Source organism: Bradyrhizobium yuanmingense (genome assembly GCF_029167105.1).
Lineage (GTDB): Bacteria > Pseudomonadota > Alphaproteobacteria > Rhizobiales > Xanthobacteraceae > Bradyrhizobium > Bradyrhizobium yuanmingense_A.
Map to the genome: position 1 here is coordinate 75,229 of NZ_JARFML010000018.1, position 25,438 is coordinate 100,666.

General features: G+C 62.9%; 23 protein-coding genes and 1 pseudogene. 16 read left to right on the forward strand and 8 right to left on the reverse strand.

Features of this window, described 5'->3' with window-relative positions; translation table 11 throughout:
• Positions 1-8 precede the first annotated feature (8 nt).
• The 14 genes from P0R31_RS23290 (at position 9) to P0R31_RS23355 (ending at position 15,149) form a co-directional block, all read left to right on the forward strand.
• The gene (locus P0R31_RS23290; RefSeq protein WP_275511638.1) at positions 9-1,259 is read left to right on the forward strand and encodes an acyl-CoA dehydrogenase family protein; all 1,251 of its coding nucleotides are present in this window, start codon (positions 9-11) and stop codon (positions 1,257-1,259) included.
• Between the two features lie 18 nt (positions 1,260-1,277).
• Complete coding sequence (locus P0R31_RS23295; protein ID WP_275511637.1) at positions 1,278-2,354, forward strand: alpha/beta hydrolase; 1,077 nt, start codon at positions 1,278-1,280, stop codon at positions 2,352-2,354.
• A 101-nt stretch (positions 2,355-2,455) separates the two neighbouring features.
• Positions 2,456-2,755, forward strand: coding sequence for a DUF1330 domain-containing protein (locus P0R31_RS23300; protein WP_275511636.1), 300 nt, complete (start codon positions 2,456-2,458; stop codon positions 2,753-2,755).
• Positions 2,756-3,006: 251 nt separating this feature from the next.
• Entirely contained in the window at positions 3,007-3,840 is an 834-nt protein-coding gene (locus P0R31_RS23305; protein ID WP_275516513.1) for an SDR family oxidoreductase, read from the forward strand.
• Positions 3,841-3,987: 147 nt separating this feature from the next.
• Positions 3,988-5,190, forward strand: a complete 1,203-nt coding sequence (locus P0R31_RS23310) for an ABC transporter substrate-binding protein (RefSeq protein WP_271543861.1) — start codon at positions 3,988-3,990, stop codon at positions 5,188-5,190.
• A gap of 32 nt (positions 5,191-5,222) precedes the next feature.
• Positions 5,223-6,227 (forward strand): helix-turn-helix domain-containing protein, encoded by a 1,005-nt coding sequence (locus P0R31_RS23315; protein ID WP_275511633.1) that lies wholly within the window; start codon positions 5,223-5,225, stop codon positions 6,225-6,227.
• A gap of 169 nt (positions 6,228-6,396) precedes the next feature.
• Complete coding sequence (locus P0R31_RS23320) at positions 6,397-7,521, forward strand: maleylacetate reductase (protein ID WP_275511632.1); 1,125 nt, start codon at positions 6,397-6,399, stop codon at positions 7,519-7,521.
• A gap of 24 nt (positions 7,522-7,545) precedes the next feature.
• Positions 7,546-8,448, forward strand: a complete 903-nt coding sequence (locus P0R31_RS23325; RefSeq protein ID WP_275516514.1) for an intradiol ring-cleavage dioxygenase — start codon at positions 7,546-7,548, stop codon at positions 8,446-8,448.
• On the forward strand, positions 8,445-10,274 hold the full coding sequence (locus P0R31_RS23330; protein WP_275516515.1) for an FAD-dependent oxidoreductase: 1,830 nt from the start codon (positions 8,445-8,447) through the stop codon (positions 10,272-10,274). Before P0R31_RS23325 ends, P0R31_RS23330 begins: the two co-directional genes overlap by 4 nt.
• A gap of 66 nt (positions 10,275-10,340) precedes the next feature.
• On the forward strand, positions 10,341-11,666 hold the full coding sequence (locus P0R31_RS23335) for an ABC transporter substrate-binding protein (protein ID WP_275516516.1): 1,326 nt from the start codon (positions 10,341-10,343) through the stop codon (positions 11,664-11,666).
• 85 nt (positions 11,667-11,751) lie between these two features.
• Positions 11,752-12,465 carry an ABC transporter ATP-binding protein gene (locus P0R31_RS23340; protein ID WP_275511628.1) on the forward strand — a complete coding sequence of 238 codons (714 nt, stop codon included), beginning with the start codon at positions 11,752-11,754 and terminating at the stop codon, positions 12,463-12,465.
• Entirely contained in the window at positions 12,462-13,166 is a 705-nt protein-coding gene (locus tag P0R31_RS23345; protein ID WP_275516517.1) for an ABC transporter ATP-binding protein, read from the forward strand. Before P0R31_RS23340 ends, P0R31_RS23345 begins: the two co-directional genes overlap by 4 nt.
• Before the next feature lie 7 nt (positions 13,167-13,173).
• Entirely contained in the window at positions 13,174-14,040 is an 867-nt protein-coding gene (locus P0R31_RS23350) for a branched-chain amino acid ABC transporter permease (RefSeq protein ID WP_275511626.1), read from the forward strand.
• Complete coding sequence (locus P0R31_RS23355) at positions 14,037-15,149, forward strand: branched-chain amino acid ABC transporter permease (RefSeq protein ID WP_275516519.1); 1,113 nt, start codon at positions 14,037-14,039, stop codon at positions 15,147-15,149. Before P0R31_RS23350 ends, P0R31_RS23355 begins: the two co-directional genes overlap by 4 nt.
• Positions 15,150-15,697: 548 nt before the next feature.
• Here the strand turns inward: P0R31_RS23355 and P0R31_RS23360 are convergent.
• Genes P0R31_RS23360 through P0R31_RS23385 form a run of 6 tightly spaced genes read right to left on the reverse strand, consistent with a single transcriptional unit; the run spans position 15,698 to position 19,676 of the window.
• Positions 15,698-15,973, reverse strand: coding sequence for a hypothetical protein (locus P0R31_RS23360; protein WP_275516521.1), 276 nt, complete (start codon positions 15,971-15,973; stop codon positions 15,698-15,700).
• Position 15,974: 1 nt separating this feature from the next.
• Positions 15,975-16,379, reverse strand: coding sequence for a nucleotidyl transferase AbiEii/AbiGii toxin family protein (locus P0R31_RS23365; protein ID WP_275516524.1), 405 nt, complete (start codon positions 16,377-16,379; stop codon positions 15,975-15,977).
• Entirely contained in the window at positions 16,336-16,737 is a 402-nt protein-coding gene (locus P0R31_RS23370) for a nucleotidyl transferase AbiEii/AbiGii toxin family protein (protein WP_275516526.1), read from the reverse strand. The genes P0R31_RS23365 and P0R31_RS23370 overlap by 44 nt, the downstream gene beginning before the upstream one ends.
• A gap of 14 nt (positions 16,738-16,751) precedes the next feature.
• Complete coding sequence (locus tag P0R31_RS23375) at positions 16,752-17,750, reverse strand: SIS domain-containing protein (protein ID WP_275516528.1); 999 nt, start codon at positions 17,748-17,750, stop codon at positions 16,752-16,754.
• Positions 17,751-17,761: 11 nt separating this feature from the next.
• On the reverse strand, positions 17,762-18,718 hold the full coding sequence (locus P0R31_RS23380; protein WP_275516529.1) for an N-acetylmuramic acid 6-phosphate etherase: 957 nt from the start codon (positions 18,716-18,718) through the stop codon (positions 17,762-17,764).
• A 19-nt stretch (positions 18,719-18,737) separates the two neighbouring features.
• Entirely contained in the window at positions 18,738-19,676 is a 939-nt protein-coding gene (locus P0R31_RS23385) for a BadF/BadG/BcrA/BcrD ATPase family protein (protein WP_275516530.1), read from the reverse strand.
• Positions 19,677-19,793: 117 nt separating this feature from the next.
• Between P0R31_RS23385 and nagA the strand changes: the two genes are divergently transcribed.
• Positions 19,794-20,972, forward strand: coding sequence for an N-acetylglucosamine-6-phosphate deacetylase (nagA, locus tag P0R31_RS23390; RefSeq protein WP_275516531.1), 1,179 nt, complete (start codon positions 19,794-19,796; stop codon positions 20,970-20,972).
• Positions 20,973-22,205, forward strand: a pseudogene (locus P0R31_RS23395) (aspartate kinase).
• A 275-nt stretch (positions 22,206-22,480) separates the two neighbouring features.
• On the opposite strand, the gene P0R31_RS23400 reads toward P0R31_RS23395, so the two are convergent.
• Together P0R31_RS23400 and P0R31_RS23405 are read right to left on the reverse strand one after the other, a co-directional pair.
• Entirely contained in the window at positions 22,481-23,485 is a 1,005-nt protein-coding gene (locus tag P0R31_RS23400; protein ID WP_275516532.1) for a M23 family metallopeptidase, read from the reverse strand.
• 623 nt (positions 23,486-24,108) lie between these two features.
• Complete coding sequence (locus P0R31_RS23405) at positions 24,109-25,431, reverse strand: HlyD family type I secretion periplasmic adaptor subunit (RefSeq protein WP_275516533.1); 1,323 nt, start codon at positions 25,429-25,431, stop codon at positions 24,109-24,111.
• Positions 25,432-25,438: the final 7 nt, after the last annotated feature.

Below are 25,438 nucleotides of genomic sequence, written 5' to 3' on the forward strand. Positions count from 1 at the left end.
AGATTGAAATGAACGTTCAGGCCATGCGCAAGAGCATGCCGGCACCGGAACCTCACCTCACTCCGCAGGATCTGGTCGACCGCGCAGCCTCGATGAGAACGCTGCTGCGGGAATCGCAAGCCGAAACCGATGAGCGGGGACATTATTCGGACGAAATCCAGCAGAAGTTCATCGATGCTGGATTCTATCGGATCTTGCAGCCCAAAATGTTTGGTGGCTACGAGTTCGATTACGAAACATTTTTTCGCGTCATGGTGGAGATATCGCGCGGTCATCCGTCTGCAGGGTGGTGCTTGACGTTGGCCGCTTCTCATGCGCCGGTCATTGCCTCGCACTGGTCGGAAGCCGCGCAGATCGAAATCTTCGGTTCATCCGGACATTTCGCATCACCGCATCGGGCTGCCCCCGGGGGCACGTGCCTGCCGGTCGAAGGCGGCTATATCATCAATGGTGTGTGGCCATATTCGTCGGGAATACCGCACAGCACGCATTTCCTGGGCGCAACGTTGCTTCAAACGTCGTTTCCACCACGCATGTTGCACTTCGTTGTGCCGCGTGGGCAATACACAATTCTGGGCGATTGGGGTGGAGACCGCACCTTGGGCATGCGCGGCTCCGGCTCGAACAGCGTCAAGCTGGACAATGTCTTCGTGCCCGAGCACATGACCGCGTTTTTCGACGCGCTGGGTGTGAAGCAGGATCTCTCCGATGGCACACCCGGAACGCGATTGCATGGCAACCCCATGTATCTCGGCGTTCTCATGGGTCCTTATCACGCGTCTCTGACATCGCCGATCATCGGTGCCGCGCGCGCGGCGATCGATGAATATCGCGATATCCTGTTCTCGCAGAACACATTTGTTCCACCCTTCATCAAGCGCGCCTTCGAGACTGATTTCCAGGTCAACTATGGCCGCGCCATAGCGTTGACCGATGCCGCCGAAGGCGTGCTGCTCCAGGGCTTGCGTAAGCACATGGACTACTGTCAGCGGTGGGCGAAGACGGGTTTGCAAGCCTCCGCGGAAGAAAACTTGCGACTCTGGGGAATGCTGCAGACCGGCGCACGTCTTGCCTGTGAAGCCATCGAACTCTTGTTCCAGACCGCCGGGTCGACCGCGGCGCGGAAGGGCTCGAGGATGCTTCGATACTTTGGCGACGCCCAGATGTATCGAGGACATATGTCCTCCCAATACATGACCTTCGCGAAGTACATTGGTCGCAGCAATCTCGGGCTGCCGACCGGTTTTCTGGATCTCTGAAGAAAGTCGGAGGGGGACGTGACCCAAACTAAGGCAAAACCTGCTCCGTTGGTGCTGTCAGATCAGGGATTCTTTTGGACCGGTTTGGTCCGCCAGCCGACACCGAATGGCACCATCCCCGCGGGCCAGATGTTCGTACAATATCAGATCCCGGAGCACATCCGGCATCCATATCCCATCGTCATGGTGCATGGAGGTGGGGGGCAGGGAACGGATTTTCTCGGTACTGCCGATGGACGGCCGGGATGGGCCACTTACTTTCTGAAACAGGGTTACGCGGTCTACGTCGTCGACCGCCCAGGGCACGGTCGTTCACCCCTGCATCCGGAGGCGCTGGGTCCCATGACGCCTCCGCTGACCTACGAATTTGCGATGACGCTGTTTAGCGCGCCCGGCAAGCAGCCGAACAGCTGGCCAAACGCGCAAAAGCATAATCAGTGGCCTGGTTCGGGCGTTGTCGGCGATCCAGTTCTGGACCAATTCATCGCGACCCAAGGTCCGTTCCTTGTCTTTTTGGCACAGACGCAACAGCTGATGCAGCGAGCCGGAGCCGAATTGCTGGATCGTATCGGTCCAGCGATCCTGCTCACCCATTCCATGGGCGCGCCTTTCGGCTGGCTCGCGGCAGATAGTCGACCGAACCTGGTGAAAGGCATTGTGGCGGTCGAGCCGATGGGGCCGCCTTTCGCCCAGTTGCCGATGGGGCTGGGCGACCTCTCTTACGGGCTCACTGCGGTCCCGATGACGTTCGATCCGCCCCTCAAAGGCCCAACTGAACTGCGGCGCGAAATTCGCAAGGCCCAGAAGCCGGGGCTGGCGGACTGCTTCGTTCAGAAAGAGCCGGCGAGGCGTCTTCCCAACCTGGCATCGATACCCGTTGCTGTCGTGACATCGGAGGCGTCGGCCTGGTCCATGCACGACCACGGCACCGTCGATTATCTCGTCCAAGCCGGCGTGCGAGCCGTCCATCTGCGGCTCGAGGACCATGGGCTGTACGGCAACGGCCACCTGATGATGCAAGAACGGAACAGCGATGACATCGCTGCTTTCCTGGAAAGGTGGATCTCGGAATATGTGGGCTCACGACCGACATAAATTCGATTTTTCGCGCCGCACTTGTGGTGAAGCAGCGGCTGGAAGGTGCGAGTGAGATGGTCCGGTTTGTCAACAGACCGTTAGCGCAAGAGGAGTGCGAGATGGCGAAGAAGGGATATTGGGTCGGTCACGTCAACGTCACGAACCCGGAGCGCTACAAGGACTACATCGCGGCCAACGCCGCACCATTGAAGAAGTACGGGGCGCGGTTCCTTGTCCGAAACGGTGCATGCGAGGTGCACGGCGACGCACTTCAAGGGCGTCGCCACGTCGTCATCGAGTTCGAAAGCTACGCAATGGCCAAGGCCTGCCACGACTCACCCGAGTATCAGGCGGCGGCCAAGATTCGCGACGAAGCCAGCACCTCCGATTTCGTCATGATCGAGGGCCACGAGGACTAACAGCGATCCGCGGCGGGGACTGGCAACTTACGATTAAGAGCCTAGCCGGAGGTGGAGACGCTAATTCGTTCCACCTTATGCCGGTCGGTATCCGTCGCCGTAGCGGCGGGGCTTGCACTCCACCTTCTCGCTCATGCTGGAGAAGTCGCGATGACGTCGAGGGGTGTGCGCAGGGATCAGGAGCACCATCAAATGAAAGATATCGAAGATAAGGTCGCGTTCATCACGGGAGGCGCGAGTGGGATCGGGGAATGGCCCGCGCGTTCCTGCAACATGGGTTGAAGGTCGTTATCGCGGACGTCCGTCAATCGCATCTCGATGCGGCGGCTTCCGCCCTCGATCGCTCCAACAAGAACTACCATCTGATCCGTCTGGACGTTACCGACCGCGACTCAATGGCACGGGCCGCGACGGAGACCGAGAAGGTATTCGGCAAGGTCCACATACTCTGCAACAATGCAGGCGTATCGAGCATGGTGGCTATGGAAGACGCGAGCTTCGCGGATTGGGATTTTGTGATGAACATCAACGTCGGGGGCGTCGTCAACGGCGTCGCGACGTTCGTTCCCCGGATTCGGGCGCATGGAGAAGGTGGTCACATCGTCAACACCTCCTCGATGGCCGGCATTCTCGCTCTTCCAAATCCCGGCGGCATCTACTCGACATCCAAATTCGCGGTGCGCGGCCTGACGGAGTCGTTGCGTATGGCGCTCGGACCGCACAACATCGGCGTTTCGCTCCTTTGTCCCGGTCTGGTTCGCAGCAATCTCGTCGACACGACGCTTCACCTCAACACGGTCGGTTCTGCTCAACCGGCGGGCGGCCCGTTCGCGGCCGGCGGTTCGCCGTTGGAAGCCGGGATGGATCCTCTCGCCGTAGGCGAACGGGTGGTCGAAGGAATCGTCGGGAACGAGCCATACATTCTTCCGCACGGCGAATTCAAAGACGAAGTCGCAGAAGCGTTCGGAGAGATACTTCAGTCGTTCCCCATCGATCGAGATATCGATCCGAAACGGCAACAGTTCGAAGCGATGCGCCGGCAAGCGACGACGGAGGCCAAGCGCTTGGCTGCAAGCATCGGTTAGAACTTCGATCTGGCGATCGAGGAGGGCGCCGATCTCCATTGGACGCCCGCTCGCAGCCGGGTCATTCGAAAGACGTCGCAAGAATCGGAGGGAAGCAATTCTCCGGACAAACAGCCGCTCTCAGCGCGGCCTATCAGGGAGGTATCGATGCGAAGCGTTATCGCAGCTGCAGGGCTGTGCGTGGTCTGGTCCGTTCTCGCGGCGCCGGCCGTTGCCGAAGACCAGCCCGGTATCACCGCCACCGAGATCCGCATCGGACAGACCATGCCCTATAGCGGGCCAGTTTCCGCCTTCGGCATCCTCGGCAAGGGTGAGGTCGCATATTTCAAGATGGTCAACGACCGCGGCGGCATCAACGGCCGCAAGGTCAACCTGCTCTCGCTCGACGACAGCTACGTGCCCCCCAAGACCGTGGAGCAGACGCGCCGGCTGATCGAGAGCGACGACGTCTCGTTCATCTTCTCGACGATGGGGACCGCGCATAACACGGCGATCGCCAAATATCTGCAGGGCAAAAAGGTGCCCCAGCTGTTCGTCGCCTCGGGCGCCTCGAAGTTCGGCGACCCCGCGCAGTTTCCCCTCACGCTGATGGGCGTGATGGCGCCGTTCCGGAACGAGGCCCGCCTGTATGCGCGCTATGCCCTGCAGAAGAAACCCGACGCGACCTTCGCAGTGCTGGCGCAGAACGACGATTTCGGACGCGACTACCTCGCCGGGCTCAAGGACGTGCTCGGCAGTCGCTATGAGACGGCAGTCACGGCGGCGGCCTACGAGACGACTGAGCCGACGATCGATTCCCAGATCGTGAAGCTCAAATCGACCGGTGCGGATGCGCTCGTGATCGCCGCGGCGCCGAAATTCGCTGCGCAGGCGATCCGCAAGACCTACGAGATCAACTGGCGTCCGATGATGTTCCTGACCAATGTGTCGGTATGGATGTCCTCGGTGATGGAGCCGGCCGGGCTCGACGCCGGCACGGGCATCATCTCGAGCGCCTATGTCAAGGATCCGCTCGATCCGGCATGGGCGGACGATCCCGGGGTAAAGGGGTGGCGCGACTTCATGGCCAAATACGTGCCTGACGGCGACATCCGCGATGCCAACTACGTCAACAGTTACAACAATGGCATGGCGCTGGAGCACGTGCTCAAGGCGGCGGGCAACGACCTCAGTCGCGAGAACATCCTGCGGCAGGCGCTGTCGATCAAAGATTTGGAGTTGCCGATGCTGCTGCCCGGCATCAAGGTCAACACCGGCGAGAGTGACCATCTGCCGGTCGAGCAGCTGCAGTTCATGCGCTTCACCGGCAAGCAATGGGAGCGGTTCGGGGAGGTGCTCTCGACCAAGTAGCGCGTCGATATCGAACCGCATATCGAGGCAGGTTGGTCCGCGGGTTGCTGCCATTGCGCTGCAGCAACAATGGAAGCGATCGTATTGAAAATCGAGGGCCATTGGGTTTTACTCCGCAGCACCGAAGCCTCGAGCCCTTGGTCTGTCGGATGCAGGCGACGTCGAATTTTGGGGTGCAGGAGACGCACGGGATCCTGAACCGCTTCCAGGCCGAATTCCGCGGTTCGAGCGAAGGGCTCGGTTGGTCGTCCGCCTTTGCCTCGGTCCAGCGCGAACGGCCGTTCGAGGGGCACTTCCACGCACTATCCGACAATCTGATGGTGCTGCATCGGGGCGGCCCGGTCGACATAACGTATGTGATGGACGGCAAGTCGGTTGCCCGGCACATCCCGCGCGGCGGGGTTTTCTTCCTGCCGGCGGGCCATGCATGCCACGTGCTCCTGCGCGAACCGCTGGAATCCACCCATATCTATCTGCGCTCCGACCTTTTCGCCGGCCCTGACGGGTCGCCCGGCGTGATCGGCGGCCTCGCGCCGATGCTCGGCGATCAGGACGCCGTGCTGGAGCATCTTGCCTCGGCGATCGGCGATACCATCACCGGTGGTCTGCCGGCCTCGTCGCTCTTCGTCGATCCGATCGCGCAAGCGATCGCTAGCCGTTTCGTGGCGATCAACTTCCACAAGCCGAGCGTGGAGGCCGGCAAGCATCCGAACCTGCTCAGCGGCAGGCAGATGGCCCGCATCCGCGAATTCGTTGATGCCAATATCGATAGCGATATCCGCCTCGACCAGCTGGCGGAACTGTGCGGCCGCAGCACCGAGTATTTCGTGCGGCTTTTCAAGGCGACCAGCGGCGTCTCGCCTTATCAATACGTGCTCAATTTGCGCATAGAGCGCGCCAGGGCGCTACTTGCCGACGAAACCTTAAGTCTGGCCGAGATCGCGCTGGCTTGCGGCTTCTCCCATCAAGAGCATTTCACGCGGATGTTCCGCCGCTTTACCGGCATAACACCCGGACGATACCGACAGAGCCACTAGGTCCCGCTGATCGCGGCCCCGGCGGTCGAAGGCCCGATCCGGCCCTGCATTATTTTTCCGGTTTTGTGCAGATTTTCTTCGGTTTCGTGCAGGCCCGCCGCGCCAGCCCGCCCCTAGCTTCCTTCCCAACGACATGAGAACGCCGGTTCGCCGGCTTGGGAGGATTGCCATGAGGATCGCGCTGGCCGATGCCGGAGGCGCGTCCGTTGCGACGGCCGGTGATGCCGGCAGGGGCGCGTTTGCCTATTGCTCGCGGCAATATCGCGTCCTGTTCGGTACCGGCACCTCGGTACGACTCGGCGAGGAGGCAGCGCGCCTCGGCATCAAGCGGGCATTTGTGCTGACCACAAGCGAGCAGCATGATCTGGGGCGCCGGCTCGGCGCAGGCCTCGGTGACAGGCTTGCTGGGCTGTTTTCCGGCGCGCGCATGCATACGCCGGTCGAAGTCACAAACGAAGCGCTTCGGATTGTGGAGTCCCGCGACATTGACGGGCTGGTCGCGATCGGTGGCGGCTCGACGGTCGGACTCGGCAAGGCGCTCTCGCTGCGCACCGGGTTGCCGCATATCGCGATGCCGACCACCTATGCCGGCTCCGAGATGACGCCGATTCTTGGCGAGACCAGCAACGGCATCAAGACCACGCAGCAATCCCAGGATCTGGTGCCTGATACCGTCATCTACGACGTCGATCTCACCGTCAGCCTGCCGCCGCACATCTCCGCCGCCAGCGGCCTGAACGCGATCGCCCACGCCGTCGAGGCGCTTTATGCGCCCGACGCCAATCCGCTGACCTCGCTGATGGCGGAGGATGGCATCGCCGCGCTCGCCCGCGCGCTGCCGCGCATCATGGTGGCGCCCGCCGATCCCGGCGCCCGTCGCGATGCGCTCTATGGCGCCTGGCTGTGCGGCATCTGCCTCGGCGCGGTCGGCATGTCGCTGCACCACAAGCTCTGCCATGTGCTGGGCGGCATGTTCAACCTGCCGCATGCCGAAACCCACGCGATCGTGCTGCCGCACGCCGCCGCCTACAACGCCGCCGCGGCGCCTGAGGCCATGACTCGCGTCGCGCGGGCGCTGCACAGCGCCAATGCTCCGCAGGGCCTGTTTGACCTTGCCCGGCAGCTCGCGCTGCCGCGCGCGCTTGCCGACATCGGAATGCCCGAGGACGGCATCGCACGCGCCGCGGAGACGGCAGTGCGCAACCCGTATGCCAACCCCAGACCGATTGATCGCGCCCCGATCGAGCAATTGATCGCGGCAGCTTGGCGCGGCGATGCGCCCGCGCAGGACTGAACCTCAGGAATCAAGGACAACACCATGGCCAATTTCAACGAGCATGACCTCACTGACGAGGTGGTTCGCAGCTTCGCCAACACGCCGAACGAGCGGCTGAAGTTCCTCATCGAGGAGACGGTGAAATCGCTGCACGATCTGGTGCGCCGCACCGAACTCACCTTCGAGGAATGGAATGAGGCGATCGAGTTCCTGACCCGAACCGGCCAGACCTGCACGCCGCTGCGCCAGGAGTTCATCCTGCTCTCCGACGTGCTCGGCGTCTCGATGCTGGTCGACGCCGTCAATCACCGCGAGCGCGAGGGCGCGACCGAGACCACGGTGCTCGGCCCGTTCTATGTCGGCGAGCACCGCGTTACGCCGCACGGTGGCAATATCTCCGAGGGCATTGCCGGTGAAGTGATGTTCGTGCAGAGCCGCGTCACCGACCTTGCCGGCAAGCCGCTCGCCGGTGCCGAGATCGACGTCTGGCATGCCGACGACGACGGCTTCTACGATTCGCAGAAGGCCGATTACGCGACCCACGGCCCGTCGCTGCGCGCGCGCTTCGTCACCGATGCCGACGGCCGCTTTTCGTTCCGCACGATCTTGCCGTGCAGCTATCCGATCCCGACCGACGGCCCGGTCGGCGATCTCATCACCGCCACGCAGCGTCATCCGATGCGCCCCGCGCATGTGCACTTCCTGGTCAATGCCGAAGGTTACGAGCCGCTGATCACCCACGTCTTCCTCGATGGCGACCAGTATCTGCGCAGCGACGTGGTGTTCGGCGTCAAGGACGAGCTGGTCGCGCGCGTCGAGTCGCGCAACGAAGCAGCGCTGCCGAACGGCGAGCGGGTCTCCGGCCCGTGGCACCTGATGACCTACGATTTCCAGATGAAGCCCGGCGCGGGGCTGGTGCCCCGGCCGATGATGGCGGCGGAATGACGATCGCAACCAACAACACGACGAAGGAGGGGATGATGACCAGTAAACCTGTTGAGACCGACGTGCTTGTCGTCGGCAGCGGCCCAGCCGGCGCGACGGCGGCGGCGCTGCTCGGCATGTACGGCGTCAAGCACATCTTGGTGACGAAATATGGCTGGCTGGCTGACACGCCGCGCGCCCACATCACCAACCAGCGTGCGATGGAGGTGCTGCGCGATCTCGGCCTCGAGGACAAGGCGGTGGCGCAGGCGGTGCCGCAGCATCTGATGGCCAACAACGTGTTCTGCGAAAGCCTCGCCGGCGAGGAGTTCGGCCGGCTCTATTCCTGGGGCAATCATCCCTCGCGCAAGGCGGATTACGATCTCGCCAGCCCGACCCGGATCTGCGACCTGCCGCAGAATTTGCTCGAGCCGATCCTGATCGAGGCCGCCGGCCAGCGCGGTACTTCGCTGTGCTTCAACACCAAGTTCGTCGACCTGGTGCAGGACGCCGACAGCGTCACGGCAACGGTGAAGGATCGGCTATCCGGCGAGACCTGCCAGATCCGCGCGAAATATCTGATCGGCGCCGATGGCGGCCGCAGCCGGGTTGCCGAGGTGATCGGGCTGCCGATGGAGGGTCAGATGGGTCGGGCCGGCAGCATGAACATCATCGTGCAGGCCGACTTGACCAAGTACGTCGCGCACCGGCCGAGCGTGCTGTACTGGGTGCTGCAGCCTGGCGCTGAGATCGGCGGCATCGGCGCCGGCCTGATCCGCATGGTGCGGCCCTGGAACGAATGGCTGATCATCTGGGGCTACGACATCGAGCAGGGCGAGCGCAAGCTCGGCAATGACGAGGCGATCTCGATCGTGCGCAATCTCGTCGGCGACGAGAGCCTCGAGGTCAAGGTTCGCTCGACCTCGACCTGGACCGTGAACGAGATGTATGCCGGCCACTATTCATCGGGTCGCGTGTTCTGCGTCGGCGATGCCGTGCACCGCCATCCGCCGACCAACGGCCTCGGCTCCAACACCTCGATCCAGGACTCCTATAATTTGTGCTGGAAGCTGAAGCTGGTGCTCGAGGGCCACGCGGCACCGTCGCTGCTCGAGACCTATTCGGCCGAGCGCCAACCGGTCGGCAAGCAGATCGTGACCCGCGCCAACAAGAGCATCGGCGATTTCCCGCCGATCTTCGAGGCAGTGGGCCTTGTCGCTTCGACCGATCCGGCGGAAGCACGCAAGGCGATCGCCGCGCGCAAGGCGCCGACCGCCGAGGGCAAGGCGCGCCGCAAGAAGCTCTATGAGGCCATCGCCAACAAGAGCTACGAGTTCAACTGCCACGGCGTCGAGCTGAACCAGCGCTACGGCTCGACCGCCGTGGTGTCCGACGGCACGCCGATGCCGGCCTTCACCAGGGATCACGAACTTTATCATCAGGCCACCACCTGGCCCGGCGCACACTTGCCGCATGTCTGGGTCGAGCATCAAGGCCAGCGCAAATCGACGCTCGATCTTGTCGGCAAGGGCCGTTTCACGCTGCTCACCGGGATCGGGGGCGATGGCTGGAAGGCGGCTTCTGCCGCAGTCGAGAAGGCCTACGGCCTGCCGGTCGATGTCGTCACCATCGGCCCGCAAGGCTGCGATGCGCTCGACATCTATGCTGACTGGTATCGCCAGAGCGAAGTCGACGAGGACGGCTGCGTGCTGGTGCGGCCCGACATGTATGTCGCCTGGCGCGCCAGGGAGGCGGCCGTGAATGCCCCCGACGTGCTGCTCGATGTGTTCGGCCAGATCCTCGGCCGTGGTGCGAAGGAGCAGGCGAAGTCCGTCGCCGCCGCGTGATGCGACGCTGCGATGGATGATTTTCCAGAACGGAATGAAGACCGGCTTGCCTCAAGGGAGGGGAAAATGACCAACGACCTATTGAACATACAGTCTTTCGATCGCCGCCGTGTGCTGCAGGGCATCGCCGGTGGGCTCACAGCCGCAGGCGCGACGACCTTGTTCGCGCCGGCGGTGCGGGCGGCGAGCAAGCCGATCAAGATCGGCTATGTCTCGCCAAAGAGCGGTCCGCTGGCCGCCTTCGCCGAAGCTGACGATTTCGTGCTCGGAGAGTTCAGAAAGTTCATCAAGGACGGCGTCAAGGTCGGATCGCAGATCTATCAGGTCGAGGTAGTGACAAAAGACAGTCAGTCGAATCCGAACCGCGCCGCCGAGGTCGCCAAGGAGCTGATCACCCGTGACAATGTCGGGCTGATCGTGGTCGGTGCCACGCCCGAAACCAACAATCCGGTGGCGACGCAGTGCGAGCTCGAGCAGGTGCCTTGCATCTCCAGCGTCGCGCCGTGGCAGACCAACTTCATCGGCCGGCAGGCCAACCCCGCCGATCCCAAGAGCTGGAAGCCGTTCGAATACACCTTCCACTATTTCTGGGGGCTGGAGGACGTGATCGGCGTCTTCACCAGCATGTGGAGCCAGGTCGCGACGAACAAGTCGGTCGGCGCGCTGTTCCCCAACGATGCCGACGGCAACGCCTGGGGCGACACCACCATCGGCTTCCCGCCCGTGTTGGCCAAGCAGGGTTTCAAGCTCACCGATCCCGGCCGCTTCCAGAATCTCACCGATGATTTCAGCTCGCAGATCGCGGCGTTTCGTGGTGCCGATGCCGAGATCGTCACCGGCGTGATCATCCCGCCCGACTTCACCACGTTCTGGAACCAGGCGCGGCAGAAGGGGCTGAAGCCGAAAGTCGTGTCGGTGGCCAAGGCGCTGCTGTTCCCGGCGTCGGTGCAGGCGCTCGGCAAGGGCGGCAACAACATCTCGACCGAGGTGTGGTGGACGCCGACGCATCCCTACAAATCGAGCCTCAGCGGCGTCAGAGCGGCCGATCTGGCCAAGGGATATGAGCAGGCCTCCGGCAAGCAATGGACCCAGCCGATCGGCTTCGTGCATTCGCTGTTCGAGGTCGCGATCGACTCGATCAAGCGCTCCGGCGACCCAGCCGATGGCGCGGCGCTCGCCAAGGCGATCGGCGCCACCAAGCTCGATACGATCGTCGGCCAGATCGCCTTCGGCTCCAGCGCCGTGCCGCCGTTCGCCGCGAAGAACATCGCCAAGACCCCGCTGGTCGGCGGCCAGTGGCGGCTCAGCGGCGACAAGTACAACATGGTGATCACGGACAACAAGCTGGCGCCGCAGATTCCGCTCGGCGGCGACATGCAGGCGCTGAGCTAGCGCAAGCTGGCTGCTTCATCGAAGGCGGAGGATGCGTGGCGTCGCTACGCATCCTCCTCTCCGCCGAAACCAGATGTGGGCGACCATGCTCGAACTCCACGCCATCTCGAAACGGTTCGGCGCCATCGTGGTTGCCGACGCGATCGACCTGACGCTGTCCTCGGGCGAGGCGCTGGGCGTGATCGGGCCGAACGGCGCCGGTAAATCGACGCTGTTCAACCTGATCACCGGGCTGCTGCGGCCCGATGCCGGCCGCATCGTTCTCGATGGCGCCGACATCACGGGTCTCTCGCCCGAGGCACGCTGTCGCGCCGGCATCGGGCGCTCGTTCCAGATCCCGCAACCGTTCGACCATCTCTCGGTGTTCGAGAACCTTGCGGTCGCCGCGCTGTTCGGCGGCGGCCTGTCGGAGGCGGAGGCGATCCAGCATTGCGGCCGCATGCTCGATCTGACCGGCCTCGAAGCCAAGGCCAATCGGCTCGCGGGCAGCCTGCCGCTGCTCGATCGCAAGCGGCTCGAACTGGCGCGGGCGCTCGCCACCCGGCCGCGCACGCTATTGCTCGACGAGATCGCGGGCGGCCTCACCGATGCCGAATGTCACGAACTGGTCGAGACCATCCGCACCATCCATGCCGAAGGCGTCGGCATCATCTGGATCGAGCACGTGGTGCATGCGCTGCTCGCGGTGGTGCAGCGGCTGGTCGTCTTGAACTTTGGCAAAGTCGTCGCCCAGGGCGCACCAGTCGAGGTGATGCGCTCGCGCGAGGTCGAGACCATCTATATGGGCGTGCCGGCATGACCGCGCTGCTCAATGTCACGGCGCTCGATGCGTTCTACGGCGACTTCCAGGCGCTGTTCGGCATCGACTTCGAGCTGAACGAGGGCGAGGCGGTCGCAGTGATCGGCGCCAACGGCGCCGGCAAGTCGACCATGCTGAAATCGCTGGCGGGGCTGGTCAAGAACCGTCCCGACGCGATCCGCCTCGCGGGACGGGCGATCGGCGATGCGTCCGCCGCCAGCATCGTCCGGCTCGGCCTCGCGCTGGTGCCGGAGGGGCGCCAGCTGTTTCCCTCGCTCAGCGTCGAGGAGAACCTGTTGATCGGCGCCTATGGCGGCGAACGCAGCGCGCCGTGGGATCTCGCCGCCGTCTACCGCATGTTCCCGGTGCTGAAGGAGCGGCGGCGCGGCGACGTCACCGCGCTGTCGGGTGGGCAGCAGCAGATGGTGGCGATCGGCCGCGCGCTGATGTCCAACCCGTCGGTGCTGCTGTGCGACGAGATCAGCCTCGGCCTCGCGCCGATCGTGGTGGAGGACATCTACCGCATGCTGCCGCAGATCCGCTCTGGCGGTACCGCCATCGTGCTGGTGGAGCAGGACATCGCCCGCGCCTTGCGGGCTTCGGATCGCTTCTACTGTTTGCAGGAGGGACGGGTGACGCTGAGCGGCCGGCCAAGGGATGTCGATCAGGACACCATCCGTGCGGCCTATTTCGGAGCATGAGGGAGCGATGAGCGGGTTCGACACCATCATCGAAGGCGTGCTGCTCGGCGGCGTCTATGCGCTGTTCGCGCTCGGCCTGTCGCTGATCTTCGGCATCATGCGCCTGGTCAATCTGGCTCATGGCGATCTGATCCTGTTTGCCGCCTATCTGGTGCTCAGCGCCACCATCGCGCTCGGTCTGCCGCTGGCCGTCGCATCCCTGCTGGTCGTCATCACGATGTTCGTGCTCGGCTTCGTGCTGCAGCGGCTGGTGCTGGAGCGGGTGCTCGGCGACGACATCCTGCCGCCGCTGCTCGTCACCTTCGGCCTGTCGGTCGTGATCCAGAACGGACTGCTGCTCGGCTACGGCGCCGACAGCCGCAGGCTGCAGGCGGGCGCCTTCGAATCCTCGTCGGTGGTGCTCGCTCCTGGCCTGAGCGTCGGGTTGGCGCCGCTGACAGCGCTGGTGACGGCGGTTGCCGCCGTCGCGCTGCTCCAGCTCATCTTCTATCGCACCTCGCTCGGCCGCGCCTTCCGCGCCACTGCGGATAATCCAGCGATCGCGCAGTTGATGGGCGTCAACGAGCGCAATGTCTACGCCATCGCGGTCGGACTGTCGCTCGCAGTGTCGGTGATCGCCGCCGTTGTGCTCGGTATCCGCGCCAGCTTCGATCCGTCGATCGGCCCGGCGCGGCTGCTCTACGCATTCGAGGCGGTGATCATCGGCGGGCTCGGCAGCCTGTGGGGGACGCTGGCGGGCGGCATCGTGCTCGGGTTGGCGCAGGCGATCGGAGGGCGGATCAATCCGGAATGGCAGATCCTGGCCGGCCATCTCGCCTTCCTTGTCGTGCTGATGGTGCGGCCGCGCGGGCTGTTCCCGGCGAGGCGGACATGAGCGTCGAAAGCATCCATATCCCGGCTGCCCGCGAGCAGCGCCCGGCGGACGCGCCGGTGTGGCAGGTTCGGGTCGGCACACGGCTGTCGCGCTTCGCGGCTGTGGCCGGCATCGCGCTGATCGTGGCACTGGCCGCGCTGCCTGCGATCGCCTCGCGCAACCTGATCCAGGATCTGATCTTCGTCTTCACCATGCTGACCTTGGCACAGCTCTGGAACGTGCTGGCCGGGTGGGGCGGACTGGTATCGGTCGGGCAGCAGGCGTTTGTCGGGCTCGGCGCCTATGCGCTGTTTGCCGGCATCGTGATGGCCGGGCTCGATCCGGTTGCGGCGATCTCGCTGGCCGGACTGTTCGCGGCGCTGGTCGCGGCGGTGCTCGGGCCGCTGCTGTTCCGGCTGGAAGGGCCATATTTCGCGATCGGCAGCTGGGTCGCCGCCGAAGCGCTGCGGCTGATCTGCGCCCAGTTCAAGTCGCTCGGCGGCGGCACCGGGATGTCGATCTCGCCGGGCGAACTGTCGCAGATGGTCGGACTGAAGATGGTGCAGGCGCTGCTTGGCCTGCGCCCGGCGGCCGCGCGTGACGTGCTGGTTTACTGGCTGGCGCTGCTGCTTGCCGTGCTGGTCACGCTCGGCATCTACGCCTTCATGCGCTCACATCACGGCTTGGCGCTGGCCGCAAGCCGTGACAACGCAGCGGCGGCCCGCAGCGTCGGCGTCCGCACCGCGCGGACTCGCTACGTGCTGTGGATCGCAGTCGCGTTCGCCACCGGCATGGTCGGCGCCGTGGTTTATTTGCAGAAGGCGCGTATTTCGCCTGATGCGGCCTTCAGCGTCACTGATTGGACCGCCTATGTCATCTTCATCGTCGTGATCGGCGGGGTGCGCACCATCGAAGGCCCGATGGTCGGCGTGCTGCTGCTGTGGGGGCTCGTCACCTATCTCGCCCAGTTTGGCAGTCTCTATCTGGTCGTGCTCGGCACGCTCGCCATCCTGATCATGCTGTTCATGCCCACCGGCGTGTGGGGCGCGGCCGCTCGACGCTGGCAATTGCAGCTGTTCCCGACCCAGCGCTGGCTAGGCCGGAGCGAGTCCAGTCCAACGCCATTGTGACCGAACTTGTGCCGAGTAGCTTCGTCCGTTCAGAAGCGCCACCAATCCATCTTTGGGAAGGAGGCGCTCGGGCGTCCATGCGCCTTTGCAGTTGGACGTTTCGCTGTAAGCCATTGATCTCCAATGATCGGATTTTGGCTTAGTTGGAAAAATTCTCTTGAGAAATCAATGGGAGCAGCATGTCTCTTAATCAGCGGGTCCCAGGTTCGAGCCCTGGTGCGCCCACCATATAAATCAAGACTTTAGCGAGACAAACCGTTTGAGAGAGCCAGACTAAAACGGTTTTTCAAACGGTGTTTCTGTCGATCCTTCCGGACGTCTATTCTCGACAATGTGATCGGCAGAAGCGGCTCGGGCTTGTTGTTCAATTTGTCCTCCCGAGATGCTTTAAGGCCTTTTGGGCCGCGTGGAACGTGGCCTCAAAACATAACCTGATCCCGAGGTACGAATGATCGGTTGGTCGCACTGATGTTTCTGAGCTCTTCGGAGAAGAAGCTTTTGATGCCAAGTCCACTCTTGCGGGCACCGGTACAATCATAGGCCCAGAACTATTCGAAGCCGCGGTTGTCCTTCTTTCGGATCTTATATTCGAGCTTATAGTGTTCCATCAGCCTCCGGACGCCGTGATAATCGGCTTCGATCATTGTCAGTGATCGCCCTGCTTCAATGATGACTTGCCTCGCGGCGGGCATAAAGCTCCCGCCGTAGCCGAAGGCGCGCACCAAGGAAGGCCGGACACCGCCGTCGATAATGCGGGGAGATACCACCGGCTCGAGTAACTCGAAGAGTTCTTCGATGAGAGAACTGAAGCGCCCCTGTATCATGTCAAAACGTGATACGGCTGGCTTTTGGCGTCACAAGATCATCCCACAGGTCATGGAAGAGTTGAAGCGGGACGGCAAGCAATTGCATTCGCGCTTGTTGCGCTTCGGCATCGTAGATGGACTTCTTGAGGAAGGTGCGCACGACCTCGGCGCGGCTGACCGGAAAATCTCCGCTGAATACGATCGAGTAAAACAGATCGAACAGGTCCTGGGCTTTGCGTCGAAAAATCAGCGTGGTCAGTTTCGCTGCCAGAAGCTCTTCGAGTTTTTGGCAGCGGATCGGGCCCGTGCACGCAGCTTGGTCCGAATAGGGGTGTAACAGCGGCCGTGTCTGGATCGGCAGGTAAGGCTTTTCGAATTCGCTAATATCCAGATGCGAACGCAGGGTTACGCTTCTCTTCCGCATAGAAGCCTTTGAAATAGATCCGCACTTCCAGGGCCTGGACGCCGGGGATTTTGAGGTTCTTCTCGGCGACGCGTGTCCGGTCCATCGCGAACTGAACGCCGCTTCCGGCCTTAGCAGCTTCGAGGATTTCGCTCAGATCGGAATGCAGCTGGTTTTCATTGAGCGCATTCTCGCAGGAGAAATCCAGGTCCTTGGAATATCGCGTGCCCGGAAGGTATCCTTTGCGTATGCCGCTGCCACCTTTCGGGACCAAGAGATTCGAAAGACGACGATGCGCGAATTTCTCGCGCAAGAGCCATCCATGGACGTATTCCCGCTCAACGTTCTGCGGAGAGATGTCGTCTTGGTCGCCAGCCACCGATCAGTCAGCTGTTAAAACGTCTCGGTAATCTTGCTCAGGCCAGGAGGGCGATCCGGATCAAATCCGCGGGCGCATGCCGCCTCCTCGATCATCCGATAGGCCGGAACGAGCATGGCGATCGGATCAGTGGCAGGATCATCCTGGACCAACCAGGGCAGCGAGCCATGCGGTCCGCCGCAGAGATGCAGCGCGACCTTTTGCTCACGCAATTCCTCTGCAAGAGCGTCCACCGTGGCCGCAGTTTCATCCATGAGGCGCATCATGACAACGGGCGTGCGCGACGATAGCGCGGCACGTGGCCCATGCTGCAGCTCTGCGGCGCTCAAGCCGATGGAGGGCAGGCGCAGGATCTCCGAAAGTTTAAGCGCAATCTCCCTCGCCGAACCCAGGGCCAGGCCTCGAGCTGCCACAAACACGGCTGACGCCTTGACGAGATCATCGGCAATCTCGGACCAGTCGAGCGCCAGCGCACGGTGCAGGCGTTCGGGCAGCCGGTCGAGGGCTGACCCCAGCGCACGATCTTGCGCCAGCTCGGCAACAAGTCCCGCGCCGGCGGCCATCGAGCCGATGACGGTCTTTGTCGCCGCGACGGAGTGCTCTTCGCCGGCTTCGATCGGAACGACGAACTCCGCTTCGTCGGCCACCGGCGACGACGTCGTATTGACGATGGCAACGGTGCGGGCGCCCGAAGCGCGCGCCGACCTTGTTGCTGCGACGAGATCCGGGCTGCGCCCGGATTGCGAGATCACGATGAACAGCGCATCGCGCAGCATCAAAGGTTTGCGAAATGCCGTGATCACCGAGGGGGCGCTTGCTGAAACGGGCAGGCGAAGCCGCGTCTCGACAAGGTATCTCAGGAAGAGGCCGGCATGCCCGGAGCTTCCCCGACCGCACACGACGCACAGGGGAGCTGAGCCAATCCCAATCCGCTGCGCGATGTCGCGCGTGGTCGGGCGGCTACGAACAATGTTGGCGACAACATCGGCGCTTTCCCCGATTTCGTTCGCCATCGCGGATGTCGTCACGGCTCAACCGCTCCGCCTTGCTTGCGTGCTGCCGGTGCCTTGGGATGCGAGTCCCGATCCGAGTCCCGATCCTTGGCGAGCTCGGCAAACACGCGCCTGAGATTGCCGTCGCCGTCCTTCAGAATAGTCTCCGCTTCGGTCCTGCCGACGCCCAGCGCCAGAAGGACCGCCGTCTTGACGTCTCCCTCGGCCTGCTCCAGCGAGCGTGCCGCGTGCGACGGATCGCAGTCGGCGATTTGCGCCACCATGGCCTCGGCGCGTCGCTTTAGCTTGGCATTGGTCGGCTGCATGTTCACCATCATGCCGCGATACACCCGGCCAAGACGCAGCATGATTCCCGAGGAGATCAGGTTGAGCACAACCTTCTGCGCGGTGCCCGCCTTCATCCGCGTGGAGCCGGCGATCAGCTCGCGGCCGGTCTCGATCAGGATCGGAAACTTGGCCGATGCCAGCAGTGCGGTGCCAGGATTGTTGGCGATACCGATCGTCACTGCACCGCACGAGCCTGCCTGCTGCAGCGCCGCGACCGTGAATGGCGTTGTGCCGCTGGCGGCGACCGCGATCACCACATCATGCGGTGTGAGCCGCGCGGCATCGATCTGTGTGACCGCATCATCAATGTCATCCTCCGCGCCCTCGATGCTCTTGACGAAGGCACTGTCTCCGCCGGCGACGATGAAGCGGACGCGCTCTTTGGGCCAGGCGAAGGTCGGCGTCAGCTCGGCGCCGTCCTGGACCGCCACGCGCCCCGAGGTGCCGGCGCCGACATAGACAAGGCAACCGTAATCGCCCAGCGCCGCTTGGGCCGCCTCGGTCGCCGCCGTGATCGCGGGGAGGGCATGACCGATCGCAGCGACCGCCGCAAGCTGACCCTCCCACATCGCTTCCATCGCTGACACCAGCGGCCATGCATCGAGGTCGGAAAATCTAGGATCGACGTCTTCGGTGGCCATACTGTTGATCCAAGCGCCATCAAACGCGGAACTTCGGAGCCTGTTCATGGTCAGTTTCTCTCTCGGTCAAAGCCAGCGTGGGTAGGTTCAGCCGCTCTCGCGCGACAAGTAGCGCGCCGGCCACCGCGTCCGCGTCAGGAGGCTTCAGGCGGGCGCGCAGGTCGGGCGTCAGCCATGGCGTCATGGCATCCGCCAGCCCGCCCACCAGCGAGAGCCGATCGATTCCTCTTGCCAGGAATAGATCGAGCAGATCGCCAATGGCATCGGCCGCGCGTTCGACAATGCGACGGCCGACCGGATCGCCCTGATTGGCGTGCCGCATCACGATCGGTGCGAATGCGGCGTAGTCCGTTGCTCTGGCTTGTTCGGACCAGGCCACCGCCCGATAGGGATCATGATCGAATGCGCCCAGCACCTCTGCGAGCAATGGCGTCAACTCGCGGCGGCGATCCGCAGCCCGCAGCGCCAGTCGAACGACCTGCAGGCCGATGTCGGCGCCGCTGCCTTCGTCCGATACGGGAAACCCGTAACCGGCGAGACGGATCTCGCAGCCGTCGACCAGGCCGACACCGACCGAACCCGTGCCGGCCACCACGATTGCCCCGTCCGCGCCGCTATGGGCGCCAAGACAGGCCGCGAGGCCGTCGCTGATGAAGTCAACGGATGCAAAGGGATGCGCGATCTTGCTGAGCGCCGCTTTCGCCCCCCGGCGGCCAATCCCGGCAAGGCCAATTCCGGCGTGCATTTGCGCGAAATCCTCGCGGCTTAGTCCGGCCTGTGTGGCCGCCGCTTCGGTGGCCTCCATGATGGACCGCCAAGCCTTGTCGATGCCAATTCGTGTCGTGGCCGGTCCCGAGCCCGCTTCTCCGAGCGCCGTGCCGTTTTCGTCTTCGATCCGGGCGCGACAGCGGGTTCCGCCCCCATCAATGCCGAGATACGTGGTACCTTTTGTTCCCATGGAACGTTAACGCGAGGGTTTCGCTTCGGGTCCGCACAGGTCCCCGTGGCTTACATGTGAACGCTTATGGCAGACTCGCCTCACGAGTCCGTGACGGCCATTCCAGGATCGATACTGATGGGCCATGCTGGTTCTGCCTCTCTCACGATTGCTGCACAGCACATTTTTGATGGGACCGACATGCGCGGGCCCGGGTCGGTCAGGATCTCGCAGGGACGGATTGAAAGCATCAGCTTCGACGAGGCCGCGCCAGCGTCAATCCGCCTTCCCCGAGATGCGATCCTTGCACCCGGATTGATCGACATCCAGGTGAACGGAGGCGGTGGCGTGCTTCTCAACGACCAGCCGACGGAGGCCGGCGTTCGGCGCATCGTCGAGGCGCACCGCAAGGCCGGGACCACGGGCTGTTTGCCAACCCTCATCACCGATCGACCCGAGGTCGTCGAACGATTGGCCGTCGCAGCTCAGGCGTGCCTCGATATTCCTGGCGTGCTCGGCTTTCATCTGGAAGGTCCGGCCCTCAACAGATCTCGCAAGGGCATTCATCCGGAAACCGAGATACGCGTGCCCGATCGGCGCGACCTCGCCGCCATCAAGAGCTTCGGCGATCGCGGCCGCTCCATTGTGACCTTGGCCCCGGAATGCGTGCCTGCGTCGATGATCGATGAATTGGTCGGCGCTGGATTGCGTGTCGCAGCTGGCCACAGTGATGCCAGCGCAGAACAAATCCGGCAGGCGGTCGGTCGCGGTCTCTTGGGGGTGACCCATTTGTTCAACGCCATGTCGCAGTTGAGCGCCCGGGAGCCGGGCGTGGTGGGCGCCGCTTTGGAGGAAGACCGGTTGTTTGCTGGAATCATCTGCGACGGCATTCACGTTGAGCGCGCTGCTTTGCGTGTTGCCTTCCGCTGCAAGGGACGCGATCGATTGATGCTGGTCAGCGATGCCATGCCATTGGTCGGCACGGACGACCGGCAATTCCTGCTCCAAGGAAGGCAGATCACGTTGCACGACAATCGCCTGACTGGCAGTGACGGCACACTCGCGGGCGCTCACCTCACCATGATCCAGGCGGTCCGCAACGCTGTTACGCTCATTGGAATCGCGCTCGTCGATGCCCTCATCATGGCGTCCCGGACGCCAGCGGCATTTCTGGGCCTTGGGTCCGAGCTCGGACGGATCGCGGCCGGATACCGCGCGGACTTTGTCGCGTTCAATCCGAGCTTTGAGGTCGTCGACACATGGATCGGCGGCGTCGGTTCGATGGGCGAGGCAACCAAGGCTTCCGAGCGAGGTTAGATGGGCAACCATCCGATCATCGTGCAGAAATATGGCGGTATCTGCCTTGAAACACCGGCGAAGATTCGCGCGGTTGCGCGCAGTCTCGCCGACCTGCATGGCCGCGGTCATCGTGTCGTCGCGATCGTCTCCGCCATGGGCACGACCACCGACCAGTTGATCCAGATGGCTCATCAGGTCAGCCCTGCTCCCAACCGCCGTTAACTCGATATGCTGCTGACGACTGGCGAGCGCATCAGCATGTCCCTGATGAGCATGGCGCTTTCCGATCTCGGCGTCCCTGCGATCAGCTTCACCGGCAGCCAGGCTGGCGTGATGACCGACGACTCGCATTCCGCCGCACGCATTCTGGATGTTCGGCCGATTCGCGTGCGTGAGGAACTCGACCGCGGGCGCGTTGTCGTGCTGGCAGGATTTCAAGGCGTGAACCCCGCGACCAGGGAAATTACTACACTCGGCCGCGGCGGCAGCGACACCACGGCGGTCGCGATGGCCGCGGCGCTGAAGGCCGAACGCTGTGAGATCATCAAAGAGGTCGACGGCATTTGTTCGGCCGATCCGCGCATCGTGAAGGACGCAAAGCCGCTCCGGCAGGTAGATTTCGCATCCCTGTCGGAGATGTGCTTCTGGGGTGCGAAGATCTTGCATTTTCGCAGCGTAGAGCTGGCGCAAAGTCAGGATGTGCCACTGGTTCTCAAGCAGTGGGATGGCGTCGAGCACAGCACACAAGTGATGAAAGGGGTTTTAGGCATGGAAAACGGGAGAGTTCTAGCCGTCAACTCGATAGCTCGCATTGAGCATGTGGAAATCGATTCCAGGGATCTCAATCACGGGTTCGAGAAACTCGCGCAGCATCTCAAGCAAAACAGCCTGTCCTGGCCGCAGCTCCTTGCATCACACTTCGCTGCGGGAAAAACCAGCATGACCGTGGCTTGCGATACGGAGTGGCTGGATGCCTTGCTGCGCACGTTGGAGGGCGCTACGGATCTGCGCAAGCAGCGCGAGGCGTCAAGCTCGGTTAGTCTCACCTGCTTCGGCGGCGTTTCATCGGAATTGCCGTTCAGGGCGTTGCAGGTTCTCGAACATCACAGGATTGTCCCTGACAGGTACGTATTGTCCCCGCATTCGGTCAGTCTTTTTCTCTCTGTGGAGAACCGGGAGGCTGCCGTCAAAGCGTTGCATACGCTTGTTCAGCAAACTTACGATCTGAGAAGCATTACGAACGCGAGCTGACGCGGGAGCCGTTTGCAAAATTGTCGTTTGGGAGTCCTGTAAACAAATTCTGGCAATGCTCAGAAGCCGCGCCGAGGGTGACGCCGTCCGAGCGCATCATGGGTGTGAGCTGGTGAAGGAAATCGCGGTCACGCCGGTTGAGATCGTCGGAGAAGGCACGACTTGGCATGCGAACCTCCTCGATAGCGGCTCGGCGGACTGGCAGCTTGCCGCCAGCGTGCTGAGACAAACCAGGGATGATCTAGAGCCTGCGTTCGATTGGCAAAGTAGGTCAATCAACGTGGCTCCCCGATTGCTACCTTAAAAACCGTACGCTCGATTTCAATGTCATTTCTACGTAGCGTGTAAGTTGCCGTGTAGGTGCCAGGCGGCCAGGCGGCGCCCGCCCGCTTCCGTCCAGCCGAAATGAAATATTGGGCTTGGTCTCGCGGCAGCTCCGGTGCGCGATACTCCGCGATGACTTGCCCCTGAGGCGATCTCAGCTCGATCACTTGCTCGTCCTCCGCCTGCAGTCCGATAGCGCGAACATACGCGACGATGGTCGCAGAGTGAGGGCCAGGCAGAGATCGCTTGATTTCTCCTGCCTCGATCTCGTCCATGGTCACCGCTCGATCGGCAAAACCGGCGTTGATGATCTCGGTCGGCCGGTAGCCGGGAGCAGCGCTCCCGGTTTGCAGCCACAACGAACGACCAACGTTGCATTCGCCTTTGACGCCTCCCTCAGCGAATGGATCTACGACGGCCCGGCTCTGCCTCACCGTGAAATGGAGATGCGGGAACTCCGTGTTTCCGGAGAGACCCACCAGTCCGAGTGTCTGCCCGGCGCTCACGCTGTCGCCAGGCTTCACTCTGAGACTGCCTTTGGCCATGTGGCAGTATTGCGTGCTCCAGCCGTTTCCGTGTTCGACGACTGCGCCGTTGCCACATTCCCTGCCGGCGACTGCGGCTTTTCCTGCGACTTTGACCGATACGTCATCCATGCCGTCTCGGGTGTGAGCAACGCGCCCTGAAGCGGCCGCAACGACTGCGACGCCTGTTCTCTGAACGTCCAGATCGGGCAGCCGGATGTCGGTGCCGTCGTGACCATCATAGGTTCGGCGCCCGCATCGAAAGTCCAAGGTCTTGTCGGAGGGATCATGGTCAACGTAGTTCTGGATGAAGCACGTCCTTCCCAAGTCGCAGGCAACCGGCCAAGCAAACAGTTGCGGTTCGGAGCTGGGGGATGCCGTCGCGCAAGTCATGACTGTGCAAAGCGCGAAGGCAAACACAAACGTTTTCATCCGGCCTGTCCGTGCTGATGAAGGGGAGCGCGATAAAGCGTACTGCGGAAGCGCAATTTCATGACTGATGTCCCAAGAACTTTGGCGAATACCACACCGTGAAGCCACCCGAAAGGATGAGGATCAGCCCGCGAACGCAACAATCGACTCCTTATCTGCCGAATTTGTGCTGTTTCAGCCAACCCCGTGTCTCTCGCGCGAGGAACACGCATCCTAAGCAGCCTACAACGATGCACAGCAGATGCAGCCCAAACAAGCCGACGAAGTTGAACGGCTGATCGATAAACCTGATCAGCTGATAGTTACTGGGGCCGCCTTTGGCGCGAAAATTCGCCCACAGCATTCCAGCAGGGTACCACTGGCTCAGCTGGTAGAACCCGTGCACTTCCATTCCATGACAATCGATACTAAGGCGCCGACGAGCGGCCTTGGTACGTACGCGATGCTGTAGAATGGGACGATCCCCTGATCTCCTCAAGGCCAGAGACAGATTCGGGCAACATCAGCACACCACGCCTGCTCGCTTGGCGAGGATCCGAAGATCAAACGACTTCGAAATTCGGGATATCTCGCCGGCGGCAATGTGGCGGCATGCCGACCAACGCTGGCGACAGGGGCTTCTATTATTTCTGCCGCAGTGCACGGGCGAGCTGATCTTCCAGCGGCTTGCGCAGGTAGGCGATCGCCGTCCGCACGCCGTTCTGGATGAATGCTTCAACCGGCATGCCGGGCACCAAAGCCTTGCCGTCGAGCTTGGCGAGTTCGCTCGCGTCAATGCTGATGCGGGCGACGTAGTAGGCCGCGCCGGACTGCGAGTCTTTGGTCAGATCGGCGGCGATCCGCGTCAGCGTGCCGTCGAGCTCGGGGGTCACGGCGGCGTCGAACGCGCTGAAGCGGAGCTTGGCGGATTGCCCGAGCTTGAGACGGTCGATCATTTGCGGATCGACCCGGGCCTCGACCACAAGCGAATCCTTCGGCACGATCAGCATCAGCTGTTCGCCCGCGGTGATCACGCCACCGACGGTGAAGACCGATTTCTGATGGATCAGACCGTCCTGCGGCGCGCGCAATACCACGCGATCGAGCTGGTCCATCGCGGCGATGCGGCGTTCGCCGAGATCGGCAAGCTTGGTCTCGACGTCGCGCAGTTCGGTCGCGACTTCACGGCGCTGGTCCTGAACCAGCTGGATGATCTGCAGTTCGGTCTCGGTGATCCGGCCCTTGGCGCGCGCGATCTCGGCGATCAGCTGGCCTTCCTCGCCGGTCAGGCGGGAGGCCTCGCGCTCGAGTACGGTGAGGCGCGCATAGGGCACCAGACGCTTGTCGTACAGCTGGCGCACGCCCTCCAGCTCGGTTTCGATCCAGCGGATCTGTGCACGCTTCGACGCGATCTGCGCCTCCAGGCCGCGGATCTCGTCCGCGATCTGCGCCTTGCGTTCGCGCAACTGCGATTGCTGGCCGCTGATAGCTTCGCGCCGCCGGTCGAACAGCGTGGTCTCGCCCTCGATCATCTCCGCGATCGAGGCGATGGCGCGGCGTGCGACGATCTCGCCGGGCAGCACCACCGCGTCGCGGCCGTTCTGCTCGGACTGCAGCCGGGCACGACGCACCCCGAGCTGGTTGAGCTGGTTTTCGATCAGCGCAAGGTTGGCGCGCGGCAGCGTCTCGTCAAGTCGGACCAGCATGTCGCCGGCCTGAACCTGATCGCCGTCGTTGACGGAGATTTCGGCGACCACGCCGCCGGTCGGGTGCTGAACCCGGCGGACGTTGCTGTCGACCACCATCTGCGCCGGCGCGATCACGGCGCTGGCGAGCGGTGCGGTCATTGCCCAAACGCCGGCGGTGGACACAACGATCGCCAGTGTGCCGATCCCCAGCACGGTGGCGCGGCGGATATCGCGAAACGGATCTTCGCGGCGGGCCTCGGGCCTGCTTGCTTCGGTCATATGAAGG

What these genes read in the sequence shown, in the direction of transcription:
- P0R31_RS23290 (WP_275511638.1), top strand. Translation starts at nt 9, where the DNA reads ATGAACGTTCAGGCCATGCGCAAGAGCATGCCGGCACCGGAACCTCAC.
- P0R31_RS23300 (WP_275511636.1), top strand. Translation starts at nt 2,456, where the DNA reads ATGGCGAAGAAGGGATATTGGGTCGGTCACGTCAACGTCACGAACCCG.
- P0R31_RS23305 (WP_275516513.1), top strand. Translation starts at nt 3,007, where the DNA reads ATGGCCCGCGCGTTCCTGCAACATGGGTTGAAGGTCGTTATCGCGGAC.
- P0R31_RS23310 (WP_271543861.1), top strand. Translation starts at nt 3,988, where the DNA reads ATGCGAAGCGTTATCGCAGCTGCAGGGCTGTGCGTGGTCTGGTCCGTT.
- P0R31_RS23320 (WP_275511632.1), top strand. Translation starts at nt 6,397, where the DNA reads ATGAGGATCGCGCTGGCCGATGCCGGAGGCGCGTCCGTTGCGACGGCC.
- P0R31_RS23325 (WP_275516514.1), top strand. Translation starts at nt 7,546, where the DNA reads ATGGCCAATTTCAACGAGCATGACCTCACTGACGAGGTGGTTCGCAGC.
- P0R31_RS23330 (WP_275516515.1), top strand. Translation starts at nt 8,445, where the DNA reads ATGACGATCGCAACCAACAACACGACGAAGGAGGGGATGATGACCAGT.
- P0R31_RS23335 (WP_275516516.1), top strand. Translation starts at nt 10,341, where the DNA reads ATGACCAACGACCTATTGAACATACAGTCTTTCGATCGCCGCCGTGTG.
- P0R31_RS23340 (WP_275511628.1), top strand. Translation starts at nt 11,752, where the DNA reads ATGCTCGAACTCCACGCCATCTCGAAACGGTTCGGCGCCATCGTGGTT.
- P0R31_RS23345 (WP_275516517.1), top strand. Translation starts at nt 12,462, where the DNA reads ATGACCGCGCTGCTCAATGTCACGGCGCTCGATGCGTTCTACGGCGAC.
- P0R31_RS23350 (WP_275511626.1), top strand. Translation starts at nt 13,174, where the DNA reads ATGAGCGGGTTCGACACCATCATCGAAGGCGTGCTGCTCGGCGGCGTC.
- P0R31_RS23355 (WP_275516519.1), top strand. Translation starts at nt 14,037, where the DNA reads ATGAGCGTCGAAAGCATCCATATCCCGGCTGCCCGCGAGCAGCGCCCG.
- P0R31_RS23360 (WP_275516521.1), bottom strand. Translation starts at nt 15,973, where the DNA reads ATGATACAGGGGCGCTTCAGTTCTCTCATCGAAGAACTCTTCGAGTTA.
- P0R31_RS23365 (WP_275516524.1), bottom strand. Translation starts at nt 16,379, where the DNA reads ATGCGGAAGAGAAGCGTAACCCTGCGTTCGCATCTGGATATTAGCGAA.
- P0R31_RS23375 (WP_275516528.1), bottom strand. Translation starts at nt 17,750, where the DNA reads ATGGCGAACGAAATCGGGGAAAGCGCCGATGTTGTCGCCAACATTGTT.
- P0R31_RS23380 (WP_275516529.1), bottom strand. Translation starts at nt 18,718, where the DNA reads ATGGCCACCGAAGACGTCGATCCTAGATTTTCCGACCTCGATGCATGG.
- P0R31_RS23385 (WP_275516530.1), bottom strand. Translation starts at nt 19,676, where the DNA reads ATGGGAACAAAAGGTACCACGTATCTCGGCATTGATGGGGGCGGAACC.
- nagA (WP_275516531.1), top strand. Translation starts at nt 19,794, where the DNA reads ATGGGCCATGCTGGTTCTGCCTCTCTCACGATTGCTGCACAGCACATT.
- P0R31_RS23400 (WP_275516532.1), bottom strand. Translation starts at nt 23,485, where the DNA reads ATGAAAACGTTTGTGTTTGCCTTCGCGCTTTGCACAGTCATGACTTGC.
- P0R31_RS23405 (WP_275516533.1), bottom strand. Translation starts at nt 25,431, where the DNA reads ATGACCGAAGCAAGCAGGCCCGAGGCCCGCCGCGAAGATCCGTTTCGC.